Raw genomic sequence first — 17,682 nt, 5'->3', positions numbered from 1 at the left:
GCGGCCGGGTCGACGGGCCCGGCCGCCGCAAGGACCCGCTAAGACCCGCAAGGACCCGCTAGGAGTCGCTGATGGCGCCGGACGCTTCCCACGACAGCGCGCGGCTGGAGTTGCGCGACGGGCGGGTCGCGCTGCGCGAGGTCACGCCCGAGGAGGCGGCGCGGATGGCCGACGGCGCCCCCGACGGCCTGCGCTGGATCGACGGCGCCCCCGGTGAGGGCACGGTGGTGGCGGCCAGGATGGTGGCGAATGCCGCCGTAGCCGGTCAGCACCGGCCGCACTGGGGCCTGTTCGCGATCCTGCGCGCCGAGGACGCCATGGCCGTCGGCGGCATGGGCTTCCATGGGCCGCCGGTGGACGGCGTGGTGGAGGTCGGCTACGACCTGTCGGTGTCCGGCCGGGGCGCGGGCTGGGCCACCGACGCGCTACGGCTGCTCACCGGCTGGACGCTGCGACAGCCCGAGGTGCGCACCGTGCTGGCCACGACCGAGCCGGACAACCGGGCGTCCCAGCGGGTGCTGGGACGCGTCGGTTTCCGCCGGGTCGAGGACCGCGAGGGCCTTCGGGCCTACGAACTGACCGAACCGGGCACGCCCCGCTGACCCTGCCCGAACGCGCCGCCTCACCCGCCGACCCGCGCCTCGGCACTCGACCGCTGCCGCACCACCGAGCCGTAGCGGCCCTTGACGACCTCCAGTTGGGCCGGGATTCGCTGGCGCAGATCGGCGACATGGCTGACGATGCCCACCGCCCGGTCGCGTTCCCGCAGCCCGTCCAGCACATCGAGGACCTCGTCCAGCGTCTGCTCGTCCAGGCTGCCGAAGCCCTCGTCGATGAACAGCGTGTCCAGCCGCACCCCTCCGGCCTCCTCGGTCACCACATCGGCGAGGCCGAGCGCGAGGGCGAGCGATGCGAAGAAGGTCTCGCCGCCGGACAGTGTCGTGGTGTCCCGCTCGGTCCCGGTCCAGGCGTCGACCACCCGTAGCCCCAGGCCCCAGCGGCCACGACCGGAGATCCTGGCGTCGGTGTGCACCAGGGTGTAGCGGCCGGAGGACATCCGCCGCAGCCGCAGGCTGGCCGCGTTGGCGACCTGCTCCAGTCGGGCCGCGAGGACGTAGGACTCCAGGCGCATCCGGTACTGGTTCTCCGTCGAGCTGCCGGACACCAGTTCCGCGAGCCGCCTGAGCCGGGTGTACTCCTCGCGCAGCGGGGCGAGTTCGGCGGTCTGCCGTTCCGCTTCGGCCGAGAGGCGGTCGAGTTCCGCGCACCGGGACCGTGCCGCCTGCCGTGCGGCGAACGCGTCGCGCAGCCGGTCGCTGGCGGCGTCGAACTCGTCTCGCCGCCGTCGCGGGTCGGCTGGCGGTAGCGCCGCGGCGGCCAGCACCTCGGGGTCCGCCAGTTCACGGGTGACGGCGGCCTGCCGCGTCTGGTGCTCCTCGATCCGCTCCCTCAGTGCGCGCAGCCCGGCCGCGTCCAGGCGGGCGTCGGCGGCCTGTGACACGGTGTCGAACCCCGCGCCACGGGCGGCTGCCGTGAGCCGGGTCTCGGCCTGCGCCAGGCGCTCCGCCGTACCGGACGCGGCCTTCGCGGCGTCCGCGGCCGCGGTGTACGCCGCCGCGAGCCGCTCCAGGCGCGAGGCGTGCTCGGCGGCGCTGCCCTCGCCGTCCAGCAGCCCCGTCAACTGCTCGCGGAGCGCGGCGAGTTCGGCGTCCAGGGTCTCCCGGCGGGCGAGCAGGTCGGCGGCGCGGGCGCTGGCCCGCTGCTGGGCGTCGACGCGCCGCTGGTGCTCCCGTTCGGCGAGTTCCCATGCCTCACGGGCGGGGTGCACATCGGCCGCCGCGCGGGCCGCCTGGTCGTGCGCGTCCGCCAACTCGGCAAGTCGCGCGGCCAGTTCGGCCACCGGCCGGTCGGCCACGGTCTCGCGGGCGGCGGCAAGGCGCTCCCGTACGGTGTGCAGTTCGATCTCGGCCGCACCGCGGGTCTCGTCGGCCCTCAGAGAGTCGGCCTGGGCCCGCTCCTCAGTGTCCCGGTCGACATGCCCGGTGCCGGGTTCGGCCGGAGCGGGATGGGCCGCCGAGCCGCACACCGGGCACGGCTCTCCGTCGGCCAACTCCCCGGCCAGTTCGGCGGCTATGCCGCGCAGCCGTCGTTCCTTCAGCTCCAGCCACCGCTCCCGTGCGGCGGCCGCGGTCTCACGGGCGCGCAACAGCCGTTCGTCCGCGGCGCGCTCCAGGTCGATCAGCTCGTCGCGACGGCGCGCGGCCGCCAGTGCCGTGCGCGCGGCGTCCAGTTGGCCGGCGAGTTGTATCGCGCGTTGTCCTGCCTCGTGTGCGGTGTCGATACGGCGCTGGTGGGCGGCGCGTACCTGGTCCCAGTCGGCCAGCCATGCCGCGGTGTCACGTTCTGCCTGTTCGTCGGCGGCGGCCTCGCGGTCGAGGCCGTCGCGGGCCGCGACCAGTTCGTTGACCCGGTTCTCGGCTCGGCGGGCCGCGTCGAGCCGACCGAGGTCCTCGCGTAGTCGGCCCGCCCGCTGGGCCAGTTGGTCGGCGTCGGCGGGGCCGTCGGGAAGCGCGGCGGCGGTGCGCTGCCTGGCGGACTCGGCCGCCTCGTGTTCGCGCTGCGCGGTGTCACGCGCGTCGAGGGCGGGGGTGACCTGTTGGGCGGCGCTGGCGCGCTCCCAGCGCTCGGTGTCCGCCTCGTACCGTGTGCGCTCGGCGGCCAGCTGCGCCGAGCGGGCCTGTGCGTCGGTGTACCGCTGCTGGAGCTCGGCGGTCTCGCGGGCCGCCTCCAGGTCGCTCTCGGCTTCCTTCAGCGCCGACTCCGCGGCGCTCAGGGCGAGTTCCGCGACGTCGGCGTGCTCCCTGGCGGCGGTACGCGCGAAGGCGGCCCAGCCCAGCACCCGCTCGGCCAACTCCGGCTCCCCCGGCGCCGTTTCCGGCGGCGGCTGTTCAGCGGCGGCCCGGCCCGCGGCCTGCCGCATCTGGTGGGCCAGCGCGATCAGGCGCTGGTCCTGGGCCCGCACCCGGTCCTCCACGGCACCGCGCCGCTCGAACAGCCAGCGCTCCGCGCCGACGAACCGGTCGGTGCCGAACAGCCTGCCCAGCAGCTTGCCGCGCTCGGTGGCGTCGGCCCGCAGGAACGTGGCGAACTGGCCCTGCGGCAGCAGCACCACCTGGCAGAACTGCTCCCTGCTCATGCCGAGCAGTTGCCTGATCTCCTCGCCGATCTCCTGGTGCGAGCGGCTGAGCGCGGTCCACTCGCCGGTGCTGGGCGACAGTTCCCGCAGCGCGCTGAAGTGCTTATCAACGGTGGTTCCGGTGCCGCGCCGCTTGGGACGCTCCTGTTCAGGTCGCCGGGTCAGCTCCAATCGGCGCCCGCCGACGGTGAGTTCCAGAACCACCTCGGTCAACTGGTCCGGGGTCGCGTGGTCGCTGCGCAGCCGGTTGCGCGGCCGAACGCCCGGCACCTCCCCGTACAGCGCGAAGCACACCGCGTCGAGCACCGAGGTCTTGCCCGCGCCCGTGGCGCCGTGCAGCAGGAATATCCCGCCGGAGGACAGTTCGTCGAAGTCGATCTCCTCGGTGCGGCGGTAGGGCCCGAAGGCGGTCACCTTCAAACGGTGCAGCCGCATCAGACCGACTCCCCCACCGCCGCGCGCACCCGCGCCGCGTCCAGCGCGTCCCGCAGCACCGCGCTCTCCCGCGGATCCGGGCCGTGGCCGCGTACGTGGGCCACGAAGTCCTCGGCGATCTGCTGGTCGGTGCGGTCACGCAACCGCTTCGCGTACGACACCAGCGGATCCACCTCGGCGCCCTGCGGGTCGAAGTCGAGCGCCAGTACATGGGGGAAGCGACGGGCCAGCCGGGCCATCGGATCGTACGGGCGCTGGGCGTCGGTCAACGTTGCCTCCACCCAGGCGTCCTCGTCGGCCTCCAGCGCCGGGTCGGACAGCAGCTCCGCCAGCGTTCCCCGGAGCCGGGCCAGTCGGCGCGGCACCGGGCAGTCCACCCGCTCCGCCGAGACCTCACCGCCCGGGCCGAGGTCGACCAGCCACATGCTCTTGCGGTGCAGATGCTCTGAGAAGGAGTACGCCAGCGGGGAGCCGGAGTAGCGGATCCGGTCGGTGATGGTCTGCGCGCCGTGCAGATGTCCCAGGGCCACATAGTCGACGCCGTCGAACACCTCGGCGGGCACCGCGGCGACTCCGCCCGCGGTGATGTCGCGTTCGCTGCGGCAGCCGACGCCGCCCGCGACGAAGGCATGGGCGAGGACGACCGAGCGAGTACCGGCCGGGCGGGCGGCGAGATCGGCGCGGACCCGGTTCATGGCGGCGCGGAGCACGGTGGTGTGATCGGCCCGTTCGGCGGCGAACTCGGCGCGTACCAGGGCGGGTTCGAGGTACGGCAGCCCGTACATCGCCACCTCGCCGTGCTCGTCGCCCAGCAGCACGGGGGTGCCGCACTCCCCCGGCGCGGTGCGCAGATGGATACCGGCGCGGGACATCAGCCCTGCGCCGACGCCGAGGCGACGCGCCGAGTCATGGTTGCCGGAGATCATCACCGTGGGAACACCGAGCTCGCCGAGCCGGTGCAGCGCGGAGTCGAAGAGTTCGACCGCGGGCAGCGGCGGCACCGCACGGTCGTATATGTCGCCCGCGACCAGGACCGCGTCGACCCGCTCGGCACGCACCGTCTCCACCAGGTGGTCGACGAAGGCCTCCTGGGCGGACAGGAGGTTGACCCGGTGGAACGACCGTCCCAGGTGCCAGTCGGAAGTGTGCAGAATTCTCAAGACGCCGCTCCGACCTGCATGTCTCCCCTTACTCCGCCCCTGGGCCCGGCACCGAACCAGCACGGTCCTCGCTGTCGGCACCGACCACGCTAACGCCTGTCAGCACCTGGTCCCTCACGGACCTCAGTCTGCCACCGGCGTCCGGCGTGAGGTGGCAGTAGATGTGCGCGGAAACGGCGCACGTGTGCGCAGGCCGCATGGCCCCCCAGCGCCCGCTGTGGCAACCACACCAGCGCGACCGACGGCACCAGGAACCGGGTGGGTGCCCGGGCCGTGGGCGCATGGAGCCCGGACCGTCGATCAGGACGGAACCTCATCCTCTCGTGCGCGAACTCAGGGACGTCCTCGCGCGGTTGGGAGGATGACGAGCAAACGGCTGTGCCGAAATGCCCGAAAACTTCCGTCCCATGAAGGCGGCACCGGCCGCGGGGACAACGCGGCGCGGTACTCCGTACAAGCCCCGGCCGTGCAGGGGGTGGCCCGCGTCGCCGACCCGCTCTCGGTGGCTCAGGGGGCGGGGGCGTAGGGGCGGGTGCGGATGTGTTCGTGGGTGAGGTGGGTGAAGACGCGGGCGGCGGCGCTTTGGTAGGCGTCGGTGCGGTGGAGGAGGGTGACGGTGCGGGCGGGGAGGGCGGGGTCGAGTGGGAGAGGGCGCAGTCGGGGGTGGTCGTGGGTGATGGCGTCGGGAAGCACCGTGGCGAGTGGGGTGCGCTGGATGATCTCGGTGAGGGCCTGGATCGAGTTGGCCTCCACGGTGATGCGTGGGCTGACCGCGTGTTGGTTGAAGTAGGCGTCGATGTGCGCGCGGGTGGCGAAGTCCCCGGTGAGCAGAGCGAGTTGGCGCCCTGCCAGGGTGCTCACCGGCAGCGGCACGCCTGGGCTGGTGTCGGCGTGGTTGGCGCCGGCGACAAGGCTGAGGGTTTCGATGAACAGCGGGGTGGCGGTGATGCCCGGCAGGTGGTGGCCGGTGAAGGCGATGCCGAGGTCGAGGTCGTCGGTGAGCAGGCTGGTCTCGATGCGGTCCTGGGTCATCTCCTGAACGGTCAGGGTGATGCCGGGGTGCCGGGCGTGGAGTTCGGCGGCGAGCGGGCCGACCAGGTAGGCGGTGAAGGTGGGGGTGACCGCCAGCCGCAGGTGACCGCGGGAGAGGTCCCGCACGTCATGGACGGCGCGTTCGGCGGCGGCCAGGTCGCGCAGGGCGCGGCGGGCGTGGTGGGCGTATGCCTGGCCGGCGTCGGTGAGCCGTACGGCACGGCCGGTGCGGTCCAGTAGCTGCACGTCGAGGGCGCGTTCCAGCTGCTTGATCTGCTGGGAGAGCGTGGGCTGGGAGATGTGCAGGTCCTCGGCGGCGCGGGTGAAGTTGCCGTGCTCGGCCACGGCGAGCAGATAGCGCAGGTGGCGCAGTTCCAGAGCCATGTCCGTAACTATAGATGCAACCAATAGCTTCTAGGGCTAGCAAGTCTTGGACACTATAGACCGAGGTCATGCAGGGTGGTTTTCGCCAGCCGCCGCAGGCGGGAGCCACCGAAGGGAGTGACCCATGCGAGACCTCGCCGAGGGCGTCGCGCGTTTTCAGCGGGAGGTGTTCCCGGTCAAGGCCGACCTGTTCGCCCACCTGGCCGACCACCACACGCCGCACACGCTGTTCATCAGCTGCTCCGACGCCCGCGTCGTGCCCGAGTTGATCACCGGTTGCGAGCCGGGCGAGCTGTTCGTCATCCGTACCGCCGGGAACCTGGTCCCCTGCTACTCCCCCGGCGCCGACGGGGTGGCGGCGAGCATCGAGTACGCCGTCGCCGTGCTGGGGGTGGCCGACATCGTGGTGTGCGGGCACTCGGCCTGCGGCGCGATGACCGCCCTCGCCCAGGAGCACGACCTGAGCGCCGCCCCGGCGGTCGCCGACTGGCTGCGGCACGCGGACGCCTCCGTCGCCCGCGCCGCCACCAGCGAAGTGGACGCCCTGGTGCGGCAGAACGTACTGGCCCAGTTGACGAACCTGGCCACCCATCCGTCGGTCGCCCGCGCCCTGGCGCGGCAGCGGGTGTCCCTGCACGGCTGGGTCTTCGACATCGCCACCGGCCGCGTCGACGACCTCAACGCCACCGTCGCCACCGCCGCGCTCACGGCCTGACCCCGCCCTCGCGACCTATCCGGTCCGGGGCCACCACCCGGAAACCACCGCTTCGCGCACTGTGCGCTCAGCGGTACCCGTCGAAAGGAACCCATCTGATGGTGCACGCCCAGTTCGACCCCGCCGCCCGCCAGGCCCTGGCCAACGCCGCGGTCGAGGCCAAGACCCGCAAGAACCTCTCGTGGCAGCAGATCGCCGACGCCTCCGGACTGTCGGTCGCGTTCACCACCGCCGCCGTGCTGGGCCAGCACGCCCTGCCGGACAAGTCCGCCAGGGCCGTCGCAGAGCTCCTCGGCCTCGACGAGGACGCGGTGATGCTGCTGCGAACCATCCCCACCCGCGGCTCGATCCCCGGCGGTGTCCCCACCGACCCGACCATCTACCGCTTCTACGAGATGCTCCAGGTCTACGGCACCACCCTCAAGGCCCTGGTCCACGAGCAGTTCGGAGACGGCATCATCTCCGCCATCAACTTCAAGCTGGACGTGAAGAAGGTCGCCGACCCCGACGGCGGCGAGCGCGCGGTGATCACCATGGACGGCAAGTACCTGCCGACCAAGCCCTTCTGAACCACGGTCTGAGTCACCGCCCGATCGGTGACCGGGGCGGGCCGGACACCCTTCCTTCCGGCCCGCCCCGGCCCTCCCCCGAACGCCGCCCCCGCGGGGCGGCCCGCCCCCTTCTTCGTCCCGCCCGGAGGACCTTCGTGGACTTCATCCAGCGCACCATCGACATCGCCCGCCAGAACGTCGCCGAGGGCGGCCGCCCGTTCGCCACCGTCATCGTCAAGGACGGCGAAATCCTGGCCGAGAGCCCCAACAAGGTCGCCCAGACCAACGACCCCACCGCGCACGCCGAGATCCTCGCCATCCGCGAAGCGTGCACCAAGCTGGGCACCGAGCACCTGACCGGCACCACCATCCACGTCCTCGCCCACCCCTGCCCGATGTGCCTGGGATCGCTGTACTACTGCTCGCCGGACGAGGTCGTCTTCCTCACCACCCGCGACGCCTACGAACCCCACTACGTCGACGACCGCAAGTACTTCGAACTCGCCACCTTCTACGACGAGTTCGCCAAGGACTACACCGAGCGCCGCCTTCCCATGCGCTACGAAGCGCGCGATGAGGCCGTCGGCGTCTACCGGTTCTGGCAGCAGCGCAACGGCGGCGAGCGCCGGGTGACCGGGGCCCCGACCACCGTCTGACGCCGCGCCGCGACCGCCCGCCGCCCGCGCCGGCCACCCAGGTGCACCGCCCCGGCCGCACGCCGGGCGGTGCACCACCCCCTTGTTCCCCATCCCACAGCAACCGGTGGCGACCACCGCCGAGTTCAACGAGTCACGGCGTCAGGAGGCGTATTCGCGCAGCAGCCTGAGCGTGTCCCCTTCGTGTTCGACCGCCTCGGTCTTCCGGCGCTGCGCGGGCAGCGGGGCCTGCTGGGCACGGCCGAACCGCCCGCGTCGCTGGCCGACCAGATGCACGCGGCGTGGGTCGCGTTCGCCCGGGCCGGCGACCCCGGCTGGCCGCCGTTCGGCCGGGGGCGGCTGATCCGCCGATTCGGCGGCGAAGGGTTCGGTTGGCGAGGGTCACCATGACCAACCGGCCTGTCGAGGCGATCGAATGCCGCCGGCCAGGGATGACGGGCGGCGCCCACCCACGTCAGCACCGAACCGGCAGCGGCACCGCCGACGAGCAGCCGAAGTCCGTCAACCGACCGGCGCGCTCGCCGGGTCAGGGCGTGCCGTACATCTCACCACCCAGTTCCAGTACCGCGCTGCCCGCACTGGCGTCGGCCAGCCAGTCACGGAAGGCGCCCAGCTCGGCCTCCGGCAGTCCGACCTCGATGCTCACCGCCGTCCCGTACCGGACCTCGCGCACCGCGCGGCCGGTGGACCGTAGGTCGTTCTCCAGCTTTCCGGCCCGCTGGTGGTCGACGGTGATGGTGGCCAGCCGGTACCGGCGGCGGATCACCGTGCCCAGGGCGTCCAGCGCCTCGCCGACCGATCCGCCGTACGCCCGGATCAGCCCGCCTGCGCCCAGCTTGACCCCGCCGAAGTAGCGGGTGACCACGGCCACGGCGTAGCGCACGTCGCGCCGCGTCAGCATCTGCAGCATCGGCACGCCCGCGGTGCCGCCGGGCTCGCCGTCATCGCTCGCCTTCTGCAGCGCGGCGTCGGCACCTATGACGTATGCGAAGCAGTTGTGGTTGGCGGACGGGTGCTCGGCCCGGACGCGACGGATGAAGTCCTGGGCCTCCTGCTCGGTCGCGGCGGGCGCGAGCGAGCAGATGAAGCGGGACTTGTTGATCTCGGTCTCGTGCACGCCCGCGCGGGCGATCGTCCGGTACTGCTCCTGCATCCGTCCAGCGTATGCGCATGCCCCGCCGCCGTCGGCGGGCGGTCGGCGTGCGGCGTGGGGAAAGAAGGGCGACCCGGGACGGGTGTGGAACGTCCTGTGATCGGGAGCATACGGCTCGCCGCCACCGAAGGAATGTGAATGACAGTTCAGCGCGCGGAGCGGGCGGTCCGGAATCCGGCCGTGCCCGCCCGACGAGCGGCACCAAGCGGGGCAGGGCTGGCGTGGTGCCTGCCGGTGGCCGGTGCCGCCGCCGACGAGCTGGCCACCTCGGCACCGGGCTGGGGCCTCACGGTCGGCGCGGTGCTCGCCGCGGCGGTGTCCGCCGCGCGCTGTTCCCGGGCGGGCGCCTGGTGGGTGGTACCGGCCCCACCCCTGGTGGTCGCGGTGGTCACCGTGGCGGCCGAGCTGGTGTCCGGCGGTACGGGCCACCACGGCAAGAGCCTGTCAACCGCCGCCGCGCACTGGGCGGTTGACGCCTTTCCCGCCATGGCGGCGGCGGAGGCCACGGTGCTCGCGGTACTGACCGTTCGGGCGCTCAGGGCGCGCCGTAGGCGGGGGTAGCCGGGGCCGGGCCGCGGGCGACCTCGCGATCCGCGGGGGCGACGAGGGCGGTGGGCCGCCACAACACCGTGGAGCGGAAGTCACACGGCAACCGCGGCCCAGGGCGTCCCCTAGGCGGCAGCGGGATGCTTGAACACCTGCCGGTCGTGCCACGTGATGAACGCGGGGTCGACCGGCGGGTTCCCCGGCCGTGGCGCGGCCAGAAGCTGCCCGGCCAGCGCGTCCACCGCCCGGCCCGCCTCGTTGCGGGCCACGTACAGCCCGGAGACCCGTATCCGCATGTCCAGCGTCAGCCCGAGCACCCCGAGGTCGAGCAGGGCGTGGTGCAGGGCGCACAGGGCCAGGGCGTTGCGCACCTCGTCGGGGCCGTCCTGGCTGTGCCACCGTATGTGCGCCGCCTGGAGGCCGACGGGGTTGCGGCCGAGTGCCCCGTCGTAGCCGCACATCGCGCAGGCGAACGCGTAGGCGCGCAGCGCCTCTTCGGCGAAGCCCGAGCGTCGGGTCCGCCGCCGCGGGGTCCTGGGGGCCAGCGCGTAGGCCGCCTCCTCAAGGCTGGTCAGGTCCAGTCCGGCGCCTTCGCAGACGAGCGGTTCCAGCGCCGGGGTGAAGTGCCGGTCGAGCAGGACCCGTACGGCGGCGGCCAGCGTGCCGGGATCCGAGAGCAGCAGTTCCACTTCGGGGCGCAGCCGGCCGACCGCGCCATGGGACCGCAGCCAGTTGCCGCGTTCCGGCGCGCCGGAACCGATCGGCTGCTCGCTTCCGTCGAGCAGCTGCCACAGGGTGCGTTCAAGGTGCACGAACGGCATGGCGGCGCGCTGCCGTTGGGCCGTGACGCTGACGACGGACGGGCCGAAGTCGTTGATCAGCCGGCTGACCGGCTCCTCCGCGTCGGCGTACGTGACGGCGGTGCTTCCGGTCTCCGCGTACCGCCCGAACAGCCAGAGCAGCAACAGGGGTTTGTGCGGCGCCCGCCGCCCACCGACCGGCGCGGTCTTCAACCGGGCGAGCCGCTCGAACAGTTCCTCACGCGTCACGTGTCAAACCTTACGAAGGCCGTGCGTCCGCCTTCCCGTTGGCGCCCCACCACACCGATCCGAGCAGCAGCGCCCCCGGGACGACTCCGGCGGTCGTGGCGATGGCCGCCGCCGAAGCGCCGTAGCCGGCCAGCGCGAGGCCCGCGGCGCCGCAGGCCGTCATCGCCGCTGCGAGCCAGTGCAGTTGGGGCCGCCGCCAGACGACCGCGAGCCCGAAGAAGTGCACGCCGACGACGAGCGCGATCCAGGCCACCGCCGCCTGGGGCGCGTGCAGCACGGCGTTGACGACCACGATCCCGGCCGCCCCGACCACCGCCTCAAGGCCCACCACGAGCCAGTACCGGCGTCCGAAGCGCACACCGCTGGACTCGGCGGCCCGGCCGCGCCGCCGCAGCACGGCAACCAGCCCGAGGAACGCGGCGACGGCGAGCACCCGCAGGCTGCTGCCCACCGGCGACGGCAGGGCACCGGCGTTCACCTCGACGAAGGCGAGCCCGAAGGCGCCGCCTGTCAACCAGCCTGTCTGTTCTCTTGTCACAGCCCACAGTCTCGGCGACGCGGATCACGGAACAAACCCGGGTCGCCGGGAATCCCCAGCCGACGACGCTCGTTACGAGGCAGAACGCATTTCGCGACCCGCAGGAGGCAGGCGTGTACGGCGACCCGGCATCGATCCGCAGGATCCTGACTGGGCTTGGTGACACCTGGGCCGTGGTGGGGCTGTCCACCAACGAGCAGCGGGCCGCGTACGGCGTCGCGCAGGTGCTCCAGCGGTACGGCAAGCGGATCGTGCCCGTCCATCCGAGGGCCGAGACGGTGCACGGGGAGAAGGGGTATTCCTCGCTGTCCGAGATCCCGTTCCCGGTTGACGTGGTTGACGTGTTCGTCAACTCCGAGCTGGCCGGCCCGGTGGCGGACGAGGCGGTGGCGATCGGGGCCAAGGCGGTGTGGTTCCAGCTCGGCGTGGTGGACGAGGAGGCGTACCACCGGGCGCGCGAGGCGGGTCTGGAGATGGTGATGGACCGCTGCCCGGCGATCGAACTGCCGAGGCTGCGCTGACAGCGGCGGTGGAGGAAGCACAGCGCTCTCCCCGGCGAGAAGCGGACGATCTAATTCCGTGGACGGTTCAACGAGGCCCCACCGGTTGCGCTAGCGTCCTGGCGTGATCACCGTACGAGCCGCCGGTCCCGAGGACGCCGCCGAACTGGTGCGGCTGCGCCGTCTGATGTTCCGTTCGATGAACGGCCGTGACGAACCAGGAGGTTGGGAGGAGACGGCGCGCAGGCTCATACGACGGCAGTTGGCCGACCCGGGCGGAACGCTCGGCGCGTTCGTGGTGGACGCGCCGGACGGCGGGCTCGCCGCCTGCGCCGTGGGCACGGTAGAGCAGCGGCTGCCCGCTCCTGGGCACCCCACCGGCCGGTTCGGGTTCGTCTTCAACGTGTGCACCGACCCGGCCCACCGCCGTCGCGGCTACGCGCGGGCGACGACCGAGGCGCTGCTCGGCTGGTTCGCCGAGCACGGGGTGACCCGGGTTGATCTGCACGCCACCCCGGAAGCGGAGGAGATGTACCGCGACTTCGGCTTCGCCGAACACTCCACCGCGCTCTCCCTCGACCTGTCGCGTCCCAACGGCTGAGCCGCCGCCTCACCCAGCGGCCCGGCCGAGCCCTTCGAGCACCACCGCGTCCGGCAGACCGGCCAGCGCCTTGCCGGGCACCAGCAGCTTGCCGCGCCGCCGCCCGCTGCCGATGACGACATACGGGGTGTCGGCCACGGCCGCGTCCACCAACAGCGGCCATTCGCGCGGCAGTCCGATCGGTGAGATGCCGCCGTACTCCATGCCGCTCTCCCCCACCGCGGTGTCCATCGGCGCGAACGACGCCTTGCGGACGCCGAGATGGCGGCGGACCAGGCCGTTGACATCGGCCCGGGTATGGGCCAGGACCACGCATCCGGCGAGCGTGACGTCCTGCCCGCGCCTACCCGCCACGACCACGCAGTTGGCCGACCGCTCGGGCGGAATGCCGTGGATCTCGCCGAAGACGGCGGTGTCGGCGTCGGCCGGGTCGGAGTCCACGTAGAGCACCTGGTCCACCGGGACCGGTCCGCGCCAGGCGCGCAGCGCTTCGGCGACCGGTGGGGCCAGCAGGTCGAGGTGGTCGGAGGCCTGGAGTACTTCCGCGAAGTTTCCGATGGGAGCGTGCATACTCCGCACGCTAGCGCGCCGACGAGGCTCAGCGCGGCGGCGGTACGGAGATCGCCAGCGTCATCTCCACCGGTTCCGGGCCGGAGTTGTGGTAGCCGTGCGGCGCCGCCGCCTCGAAGCTGGCGGTCGCGCCGGCGGGGATGTGGAACTCCGCGCCGTCCAGCACGAGAGTCAGCCGGCCCGTCTCGACCCTGATCAACTCCGCGGTGCCGACCGGGTGCGGGTCGGAGTCGTGGCCCTCGCCCGGCATCAGCCGCCAGGACCACAGCTCCAGTGGCCCGGGTGCCTCGGTGCCGACCAGCAGCGTGCCGTGGCTGCCCGCCGGGGTCTCCCACAGCCTGACCGCCTGTTCCGGCGGGACCATGCGGACGGCGGGCCCCTCCGCCTGGTCGACCAGTCCGGCGATGCTCACCCCGAGCGCGTCGCCGAGGCGGACCACCGTGCCGATGCTGGGATTGGTACGGGCCTGCTCGATCTGGATGATCATGCCGCGGCTGACTCCGGAGCGTGCCGCCAGCGCGTCGAGGGAGTAGCCGCGCTCCTGGCGCAGGCGTTTGAGGTTGCGCGCCAGCGACTGCGCGACGTGTTCGAGATCCGGCACCGACCTACCGCCCCCTTGGTGGTGTGTCCGGGCACGGCACCAGAGGCGACCGCACCGTTAAGTATTTTGAATGACGTAATGCAATACAGTGCACTACGCTGGACTGCACTAAAACGTCCATCCCACTGTACTGCGAGGTAGTGCCGTGACAGCGGTTTTCGCCCTGGCCACCAGTCTGCTCTGGGGGCTCGCCGACTTCGGCGGCGGGCTGCTGACCCGCCGGTTCCCCGCCCTGACCGTGGTCGTGGTGTCGCAGACCGCCGCCGCCCTGGTGCTGGGCGGCATCGTGGTCGGCACCGGCGGATGGAGTGAAGCGGGGCCGCGGCTGTGGTTCGCGGTGGCCGCGGGAGTGGTCGGCCCCGCCGCGATGCTGTGCTTCTACCGGGCGCTGGCGCTCGGCCCGATGGGCGTGGTCTCACCGCTGGCCACGATCGGCGTGGTGGTGCCGGTGGGCGTCGGGCTGGCGCTCGGCGAGCGCCCGGGACCGCTGCGGATCGCGGGCATCGTGGTGGCCGTCGTCGGGGTGATGCTCGCCGGCGGCCCGGAGTTCCGCGGTGCGGCGGTGCGGCGGCAGGCGATCATGCTGACCCTGGTCGCGGCGATGGGTTTCGGCGCCGTGATGGCACTGATAGCCGCTGCCTCGGTCAATGTGACCGGCCTTTTCCTCGCGCTGTTCGTCCAGCGCCTGTGCAACGTCGTGGTCGGCGGCACGGCGCTGGCGGTCTCGGTGCGCCGGGGTGCCCCGGCGCTTCCGGAGGGCGGAGCGGCACTGGTGCGGCGCAGTCTGCCAGCGCTGGTCTTCGTCGGACTCGCCGATGTGGCCGCCAACGGCTCGTACGCGCTGGCGGCACGGCATGGCTCGGTGGCCGTCGCCGCCGTGCTCGCCTCGCTGTACCCGGTGGTCACGGCGCTCGCCGCCCGGTTCGTGCTCAAGGAGCGGCTGCGCATGGTGCAGGCCGCGGGCGCCGGGCTCGCGCTCGCCGGGTCGGTGCTGCTGGCCGCCGGGTAGCGGCGGCCGAACGCTACTGCGCCTCCGGGTCCAGTCGCGCCAGGGCCAGCACCTGTTCAGGGGTCAGCCCCGGCGGCAGCGGCACCGGCGCGGGGGTGCGCAACGGCGGCTGCCAGCCCTGCTCGGCGTCCCAACGCCGTACGATCCGCGCGGGCGCCCCGGCCACCACCGAGTGGTCGGGCACCTCGCCGCGTACCACCGAGCCCGCCGCGACCACCACGTTGCGGCCGAGCCGGGCGCCCGGCAGGACCACCGCGCCCGCGCCCAGCCAGCTTCCGGTGCCGATCTCGACCGGCGCGGTGCGCGGCCACTGCTTGCCGATCGGCTGGCCGGGGTCGTCGTACGAGTGGTTGTCACTGGTCACGTACACGTACGGGCCGCAGTACACCTCCCGTCCGAAGACCACCGGCTGGGAGGCCACCACATGGCTGCCGCGCCCCAGCACGACGCCGTCTCCGAGCCGCAGCACCGGATCCGGCCCGAACTCCATGCCCGGCACCATGCCAACGGTCAGGGTGACCTGCTCGCCGATGATGCAGTAGTCGCCCAACTCGATCCACCGCTCGCCGAAGATCGTCCCCTGTGGGTACGCCAGCCGCGTGCCGGGGCCGATCCGGCCGAAACGGAACGGGCCGGGGCGCTCCGCACTGACCGCGGCGGTCTCCCGTATCCAGCGGGCACCGCGGTGTATCAAGCCAGAGGCGACGCGGCGGCGCCAGGCCGTCAGAGCCGCCAGCGGCGGCAGGGATGAGAACACGTTGCTGTTCTTCGGCACTCGCACACAGTAGCGACCACGTGCGATCATCGCGGTACCGGGACAGGGACGGAGGAGTCTGCATGGAGCGGCGGGCGTTGGTCACCGGCGTGGCGGGACGCGAACCCGAGGTGGCCGCCGAGGCGTTCGTCGCGCCAACGGCCGTGGTACTGGGCGAGGTTCGACTGGCTGCGGGCTCCAGCGTCTGGTACCACACGGTGCTGCGCGGCGACTGTGAACGGATCACGATCGGCGCCGACAGCAACATCCAGGACAACTGCACCGTGCACGCCGACCCGGGCTACCCGGCGGTCGTCGGTGAGCGGGTCTCGGTCGGGCACAACGCGGTGCTCCACGGCTGCGTCATCGAGGACGACGTACTGGTGGGCATGGGCGCCACCGTCCTCAACGGGGCGCGTATAGGCGCCGGTTCGCTGGTCGCGGCAGCCGCCCTGGTGCCGCAGGGCCTACAGGTGCCGCCCGGTTCGCTGGTGGCCGGTGTCCCCGCCCGGGTCAAGCGCCGACTCACCGATGAGGAACGGGAGTTGGTGCGGGCCAACGCGGCGCACTACGTACAGCTGGCGGCGGCCCACCGCAAGGCGTTCGCCCCGCGGTGAGCCGCGCCGGTCACTCCCCGACCGGGGCGGACACCGGCTCCGCCGCCGTCTCCTGTCGCGCCGCGTGCGACTTGGCCCGGCGCCGCACCACCACGAACGAACCGATGCCGATCAGCACCGCCGCCGCGAGCCCGAAGTACGAGAACTTCTTCAGCCACGCCTCGGCGACGACCCCGACGTAGTAGACCGCCGCCGTGGTGCCCCCGGCCCAGGCGATACCGCCGAGCAGGTTGGCGGTGAGGAACTTCCAGTACCGCATGTGCAGCATGCCCGCGATCGGACCGGCGAAGATGCGCAGCAGCGCGACGAACCGGCCGAAGAACACCGCCCACATGCCCCAGCGACGGAAGGACCGCTCCGCGTTGGCCAGATGCTCGGGGCCGAAGTGCTTGGGGAACTTCCGGCCCAGCCGTTCGAACAGCGCCCGGCCGCCCTTGCGCCCGATCGCGTAGCCGATGGAGTCGCCGACCACCGCGCCGGTGACCGCGAACACCCCGACGAACAGCGGGTCGACGGTGCCGTGCGAGGCGAGCAGCGCGGCACTGACCAGCACGACCTCACCCGGCAGCGGAACGCCCAGGCTCTCCACCCCGATCACCCCGGCGACCATCAGATAGACCGCGATGGGCGGGATGGTCTGAAGCCACTCCGATACGTGCAACGCCGCTTCCCTCCGTTGACCCCCGTGACCGCCTGCCGGGCCGAAACCGTTGACGGGAAGCCTAAGCGAACGCAGGTGTGATGGGGAAACAGCGCCTTTACCGGGCGCACACCTCAGGCCGCGGGCGCGTCCCAGTCCTCCGGGATGCCGAAGGTGCGCACCATGCCCGTCCGGCCCTCGTCGGTGATCCGCACGACACGCCGGGCGTCACCCCGGCGGATCCAGCCCAGCGCGAACAGCCGCCCGGTCAGCGCCGCGCCGAGCGCGCCGGACAGGTGGTGGCGCTGCTCGCTCCAGTCCACGCAGTAGCGGACCGCGGGCCTGCGGCGCGGCAACTCGTCCGGGTCGACCCCGAACTCGGTGAGGACCCGCCGCCCGTGGCCGGTGAGTTCGTACGCCATGTCGCGTCCGTACGCCGAGGGCCGGTCGTGGTCCGCCGCCTCCTCCCGGTACCGTCCGTCGCCGCCCGCGAGGACGCCGTTGGCCAGCAGGGCGTCCATCAACGCCACCCCGAGCCGTCCGGCGAGGTGGTCGTAACAGGTACGGCAGCGCCGCAGCTGCGCGGCCCGGGTGCCCTCGCGCAGCGAGCGCACCGCCTTGGGCGGCGCGACCCTGGCGAGCGCCTCCAGTACGTCGGAGACCTCGGGACCGCTGAGCCGGTAGTAACGATGGCGGCCGTGGCACTCGACGGTGACCAGTCCGGCCTCCAGCAGCCTGGCCAGGTGGGCGCTGGTGGTCGAGGGACTGATCCCGGCCTCCGCGGCCAGCACGCTCGCGGGCAGTCGCCGCCCGTCACCGAGCGCCAGCAGCACCCGCACCCGGGAAGCATCACCGAACACGGCTGCCGCACTGGCCACATCAGCCTCGTGTTCCTGCGGGGCGGTGTCCATCTGCATGCCTCCAGCGTAGGCGGCACACATTTCGCCCCGCACCGAAGCGTGCCGGGAAGCCGGG

General features: G+C 72.7%; 21 protein-coding genes. 9 read left to right on the top strand and 12 right to left on the bottom strand.

Features of this window, described 5'->3' with window-relative positions:
- Positions 1–71 precede the first annotated feature (71 nt).
- Positions 72–602, top strand: a complete 531-nt coding sequence (locus O5O46_RS22145) for a GNAT family N-acetyltransferase (RefSeq protein ID WP_269857273.1) — start codon at positions 72–74, stop codon at positions 600–602.
- A gap of 20 nt (positions 603–622) precedes the next feature.
- Here the strand turns inward: O5O46_RS22145 and O5O46_RS22140 are convergent, their stop codons facing one another.
- From O5O46_RS22140 to cynR, 3 genes are all read right to left on the bottom strand, one after another.
- A complete protein-coding gene (locus O5O46_RS22140) occupies positions 623–3,631 on the bottom strand; it encodes an AAA family ATPase (protein WP_269857272.1) in 3,009 nt (1,002 codons plus the stop codon).
- Complete coding sequence (locus tag O5O46_RS22135; protein ID WP_269857271.1) at positions 3,631–4,791, bottom strand: exonuclease SbcCD subunit D; 1,161 nt, start codon at positions 4,789–4,791, stop codon at positions 3,631–3,633. The genes O5O46_RS22140 and O5O46_RS22135 overlap by 1 nt, the downstream gene beginning before the upstream one ends.
- 507 nt (positions 4,792–5,298) lie before the next feature.
- Positions 5,299–6,207, bottom strand: coding sequence for a transcriptional regulator CynR (gene cynR / locus O5O46_RS22130; protein ID WP_269857270.1), 909 nt, complete (start codon positions 6,205–6,207; stop codon positions 5,299–5,301).
- Between the two features lie 124 nt (positions 6,208–6,331).
- Here cynR and O5O46_RS22125 point away from each other — a divergent pair, with 124 nt between their 5' ends.
- The 3 genes from O5O46_RS22125 to O5O46_RS22115 all read left to right on the top strand — a co-directional run bounded on the left by O5O46_RS22125 (position 6,332) and on the right by O5O46_RS22115 (position 8,129).
- Positions 6,332–6,922 (top strand): carbonic anhydrase, encoded by a 591-nt coding sequence (locus tag O5O46_RS22125; RefSeq protein ID WP_269857269.1) that lies wholly within the window; start codon positions 6,332–6,334, stop codon positions 6,920–6,922.
- A 98-nt stretch (positions 6,923–7,020) separates the two neighbouring features.
- On the top strand, positions 7,021–7,491 hold the full coding sequence (gene cynS / locus O5O46_RS22120) for a cyanase (RefSeq protein ID WP_269857268.1): 471 nt from the start codon (positions 7,021–7,023) through the stop codon (positions 7,489–7,491).
- Between the two features lie 137 nt (positions 7,492–7,628).
- The gene (locus tag O5O46_RS22115; protein ID WP_269857267.1) at positions 7,629–8,129 is read left to right on the top strand and encodes a nucleoside deaminase; all 501 of its coding nucleotides are present in this window, start codon (positions 7,629–7,631) and stop codon (positions 8,127–8,129) included.
- 141 nt (positions 8,130–8,270) lie between these two features.
- Here O5O46_RS22115 and O5O46_RS22110 read toward each other — a convergent pair whose 3' ends face one another.
- Together O5O46_RS22110 and O5O46_RS22105 are read right to left on the bottom strand one after the other, a co-directional pair.
- A complete protein-coding gene (locus tag O5O46_RS22110; RefSeq protein WP_269857266.1) occupies positions 8,271–8,405 on the bottom strand; it encodes a hypothetical protein in 135 nt (44 codons plus the stop codon).
- A gap of 250 nt (positions 8,406–8,655) precedes the next feature.
- Positions 8,656–9,282, bottom strand: a complete 627-nt coding sequence (locus O5O46_RS22105) for a YigZ family protein (protein ID WP_269857265.1) — start codon at positions 9,280–9,282, stop codon at positions 8,656–8,658.
- 138 nt (positions 9,283–9,420) lie between these two features.
- Here O5O46_RS22105 and O5O46_RS22100 point away from each other — a divergent pair, with 138 nt between their 5' ends.
- Entirely contained in the window at positions 9,421–9,843 is a 423-nt protein-coding gene (locus O5O46_RS22100; RefSeq protein ID WP_269857264.1) for a DUF6542 domain-containing protein, read from the top strand.
- Positions 9,844–9,953: 110 nt separating this feature from the next.
- Here O5O46_RS22100 and O5O46_RS22095 read toward each other — a convergent pair whose 3' ends face one another.
- Positions 9,954–10,877 (bottom strand): phosphorothioated DNA-binding restriction endonuclease, encoded by a 924-nt coding sequence (locus tag O5O46_RS22095; protein WP_269857263.1) that lies wholly within the window; start codon positions 10,875–10,877, stop codon positions 9,954–9,956.
- Between the two features lie 10 nt (positions 10,878–10,887).
- Positions 10,888–11,415, bottom strand: coding sequence for a hypothetical protein (locus O5O46_RS22090; protein WP_269857262.1), 528 nt, complete (start codon positions 11,413–11,415; stop codon positions 10,888–10,890).
- A gap of 113 nt (positions 11,416–11,528) precedes the next feature.
- Between O5O46_RS22090 and O5O46_RS22085 the strand changes: the two genes are divergently transcribed.
- A complete protein-coding gene (locus tag O5O46_RS22085; protein ID WP_269857261.1) occupies positions 11,529–11,936 on the top strand; it encodes a CoA-binding protein in 408 nt (135 codons plus the stop codon).
- Between the two features lie 103 nt (positions 11,937–12,039).
- A complete protein-coding gene (locus O5O46_RS22080) occupies positions 12,040–12,516 on the top strand; it encodes a GNAT family N-acetyltransferase (RefSeq protein ID WP_269857260.1) in 477 nt (158 codons plus the stop codon).
- 9 nt (positions 12,517–12,525) lie between these two features.
- On the opposite strand, the gene O5O46_RS22075 is transcribed toward O5O46_RS22080, so the two are convergent.
- Entirely contained in the window at positions 12,526–13,086 is a 561-nt protein-coding gene (locus tag O5O46_RS22075; protein ID WP_269857259.1) for a YbaK/EbsC family protein, read from the bottom strand.
- A gap of 28 nt (positions 13,087–13,114) precedes the next feature.
- Complete coding sequence (locus O5O46_RS22070) at positions 13,115–13,687, bottom strand: helix-turn-helix domain-containing protein (protein ID WP_269857258.1); 573 nt, start codon at positions 13,685–13,687, stop codon at positions 13,115–13,117.
- A gap of 145 nt (positions 13,688–13,832) precedes the next feature.
- Between O5O46_RS22070 and O5O46_RS22065 the strand changes: the two genes are divergently transcribed.
- The gene (locus tag O5O46_RS22065) at positions 13,833–14,696 is read left to right on the top strand and encodes an EamA family transporter (RefSeq protein ID WP_269857257.1); all 864 of its coding nucleotides are present in this window, start codon (positions 13,833–13,835) and stop codon (positions 14,694–14,696) included.
- 13 nt (positions 14,697–14,709) lie between these two features.
- Here the strand turns inward: O5O46_RS22065 and O5O46_RS22060 are convergent, their stop codons facing one another.
- Positions 14,710–15,471 carry an acyltransferase gene (locus tag O5O46_RS22060; RefSeq protein WP_269857256.1) on the bottom strand — a complete coding sequence of 254 codons (762 nt, stop codon included), beginning with the start codon at positions 15,469–15,471 and terminating at the stop codon, positions 14,710–14,712.
- Positions 15,472–15,533: 62 nt separating this feature from the next.
- Here O5O46_RS22060 and O5O46_RS22055 point away from each other — a divergent pair, with 62 nt between their 5' ends.
- Positions 15,534–16,067, top strand: a complete 534-nt coding sequence (locus tag O5O46_RS22055; RefSeq protein ID WP_269857255.1) for a gamma carbonic anhydrase family protein — start codon at positions 15,534–15,536, stop codon at positions 16,065–16,067.
- Positions 16,068–16,077: 10 nt separating this feature from the next.
- Here O5O46_RS22055 and O5O46_RS22050 read toward each other — a convergent pair whose 3' ends face one another.
- Positions 16,078–16,728 carry a DedA family protein gene (locus tag O5O46_RS22050; protein WP_269857254.1) on the bottom strand — a complete coding sequence of 217 codons (651 nt, stop codon included), beginning with the start codon at positions 16,726–16,728 and terminating at the stop codon, positions 16,078–16,080.
- A gap of 113 nt (positions 16,729–16,841) precedes the next feature.
- Positions 16,842–17,624, bottom strand: a complete 783-nt coding sequence (locus O5O46_RS22045; protein WP_269857253.1) for an ArsR/SmtB family transcription factor — start codon at positions 17,622–17,624, stop codon at positions 16,842–16,844.
- Positions 17,625–17,682: the final 58 nt, after the last annotated feature.

This window comes from Streptomyces sp. RPT161, assembly GCF_027533845.1.
In the GTDB taxonomy this organism is placed as follows: Bacteria; Actinomycetota; Actinomycetes; order Streptomycetales; family Streptomycetaceae; genus Streptantibioticus_A; species Streptantibioticus_A silvisoli_A.
The sequence above is the reverse complement of the archived record's forward strand: the minus strand, read 5'-3'. Positions and strand labels throughout refer to the sequence as shown.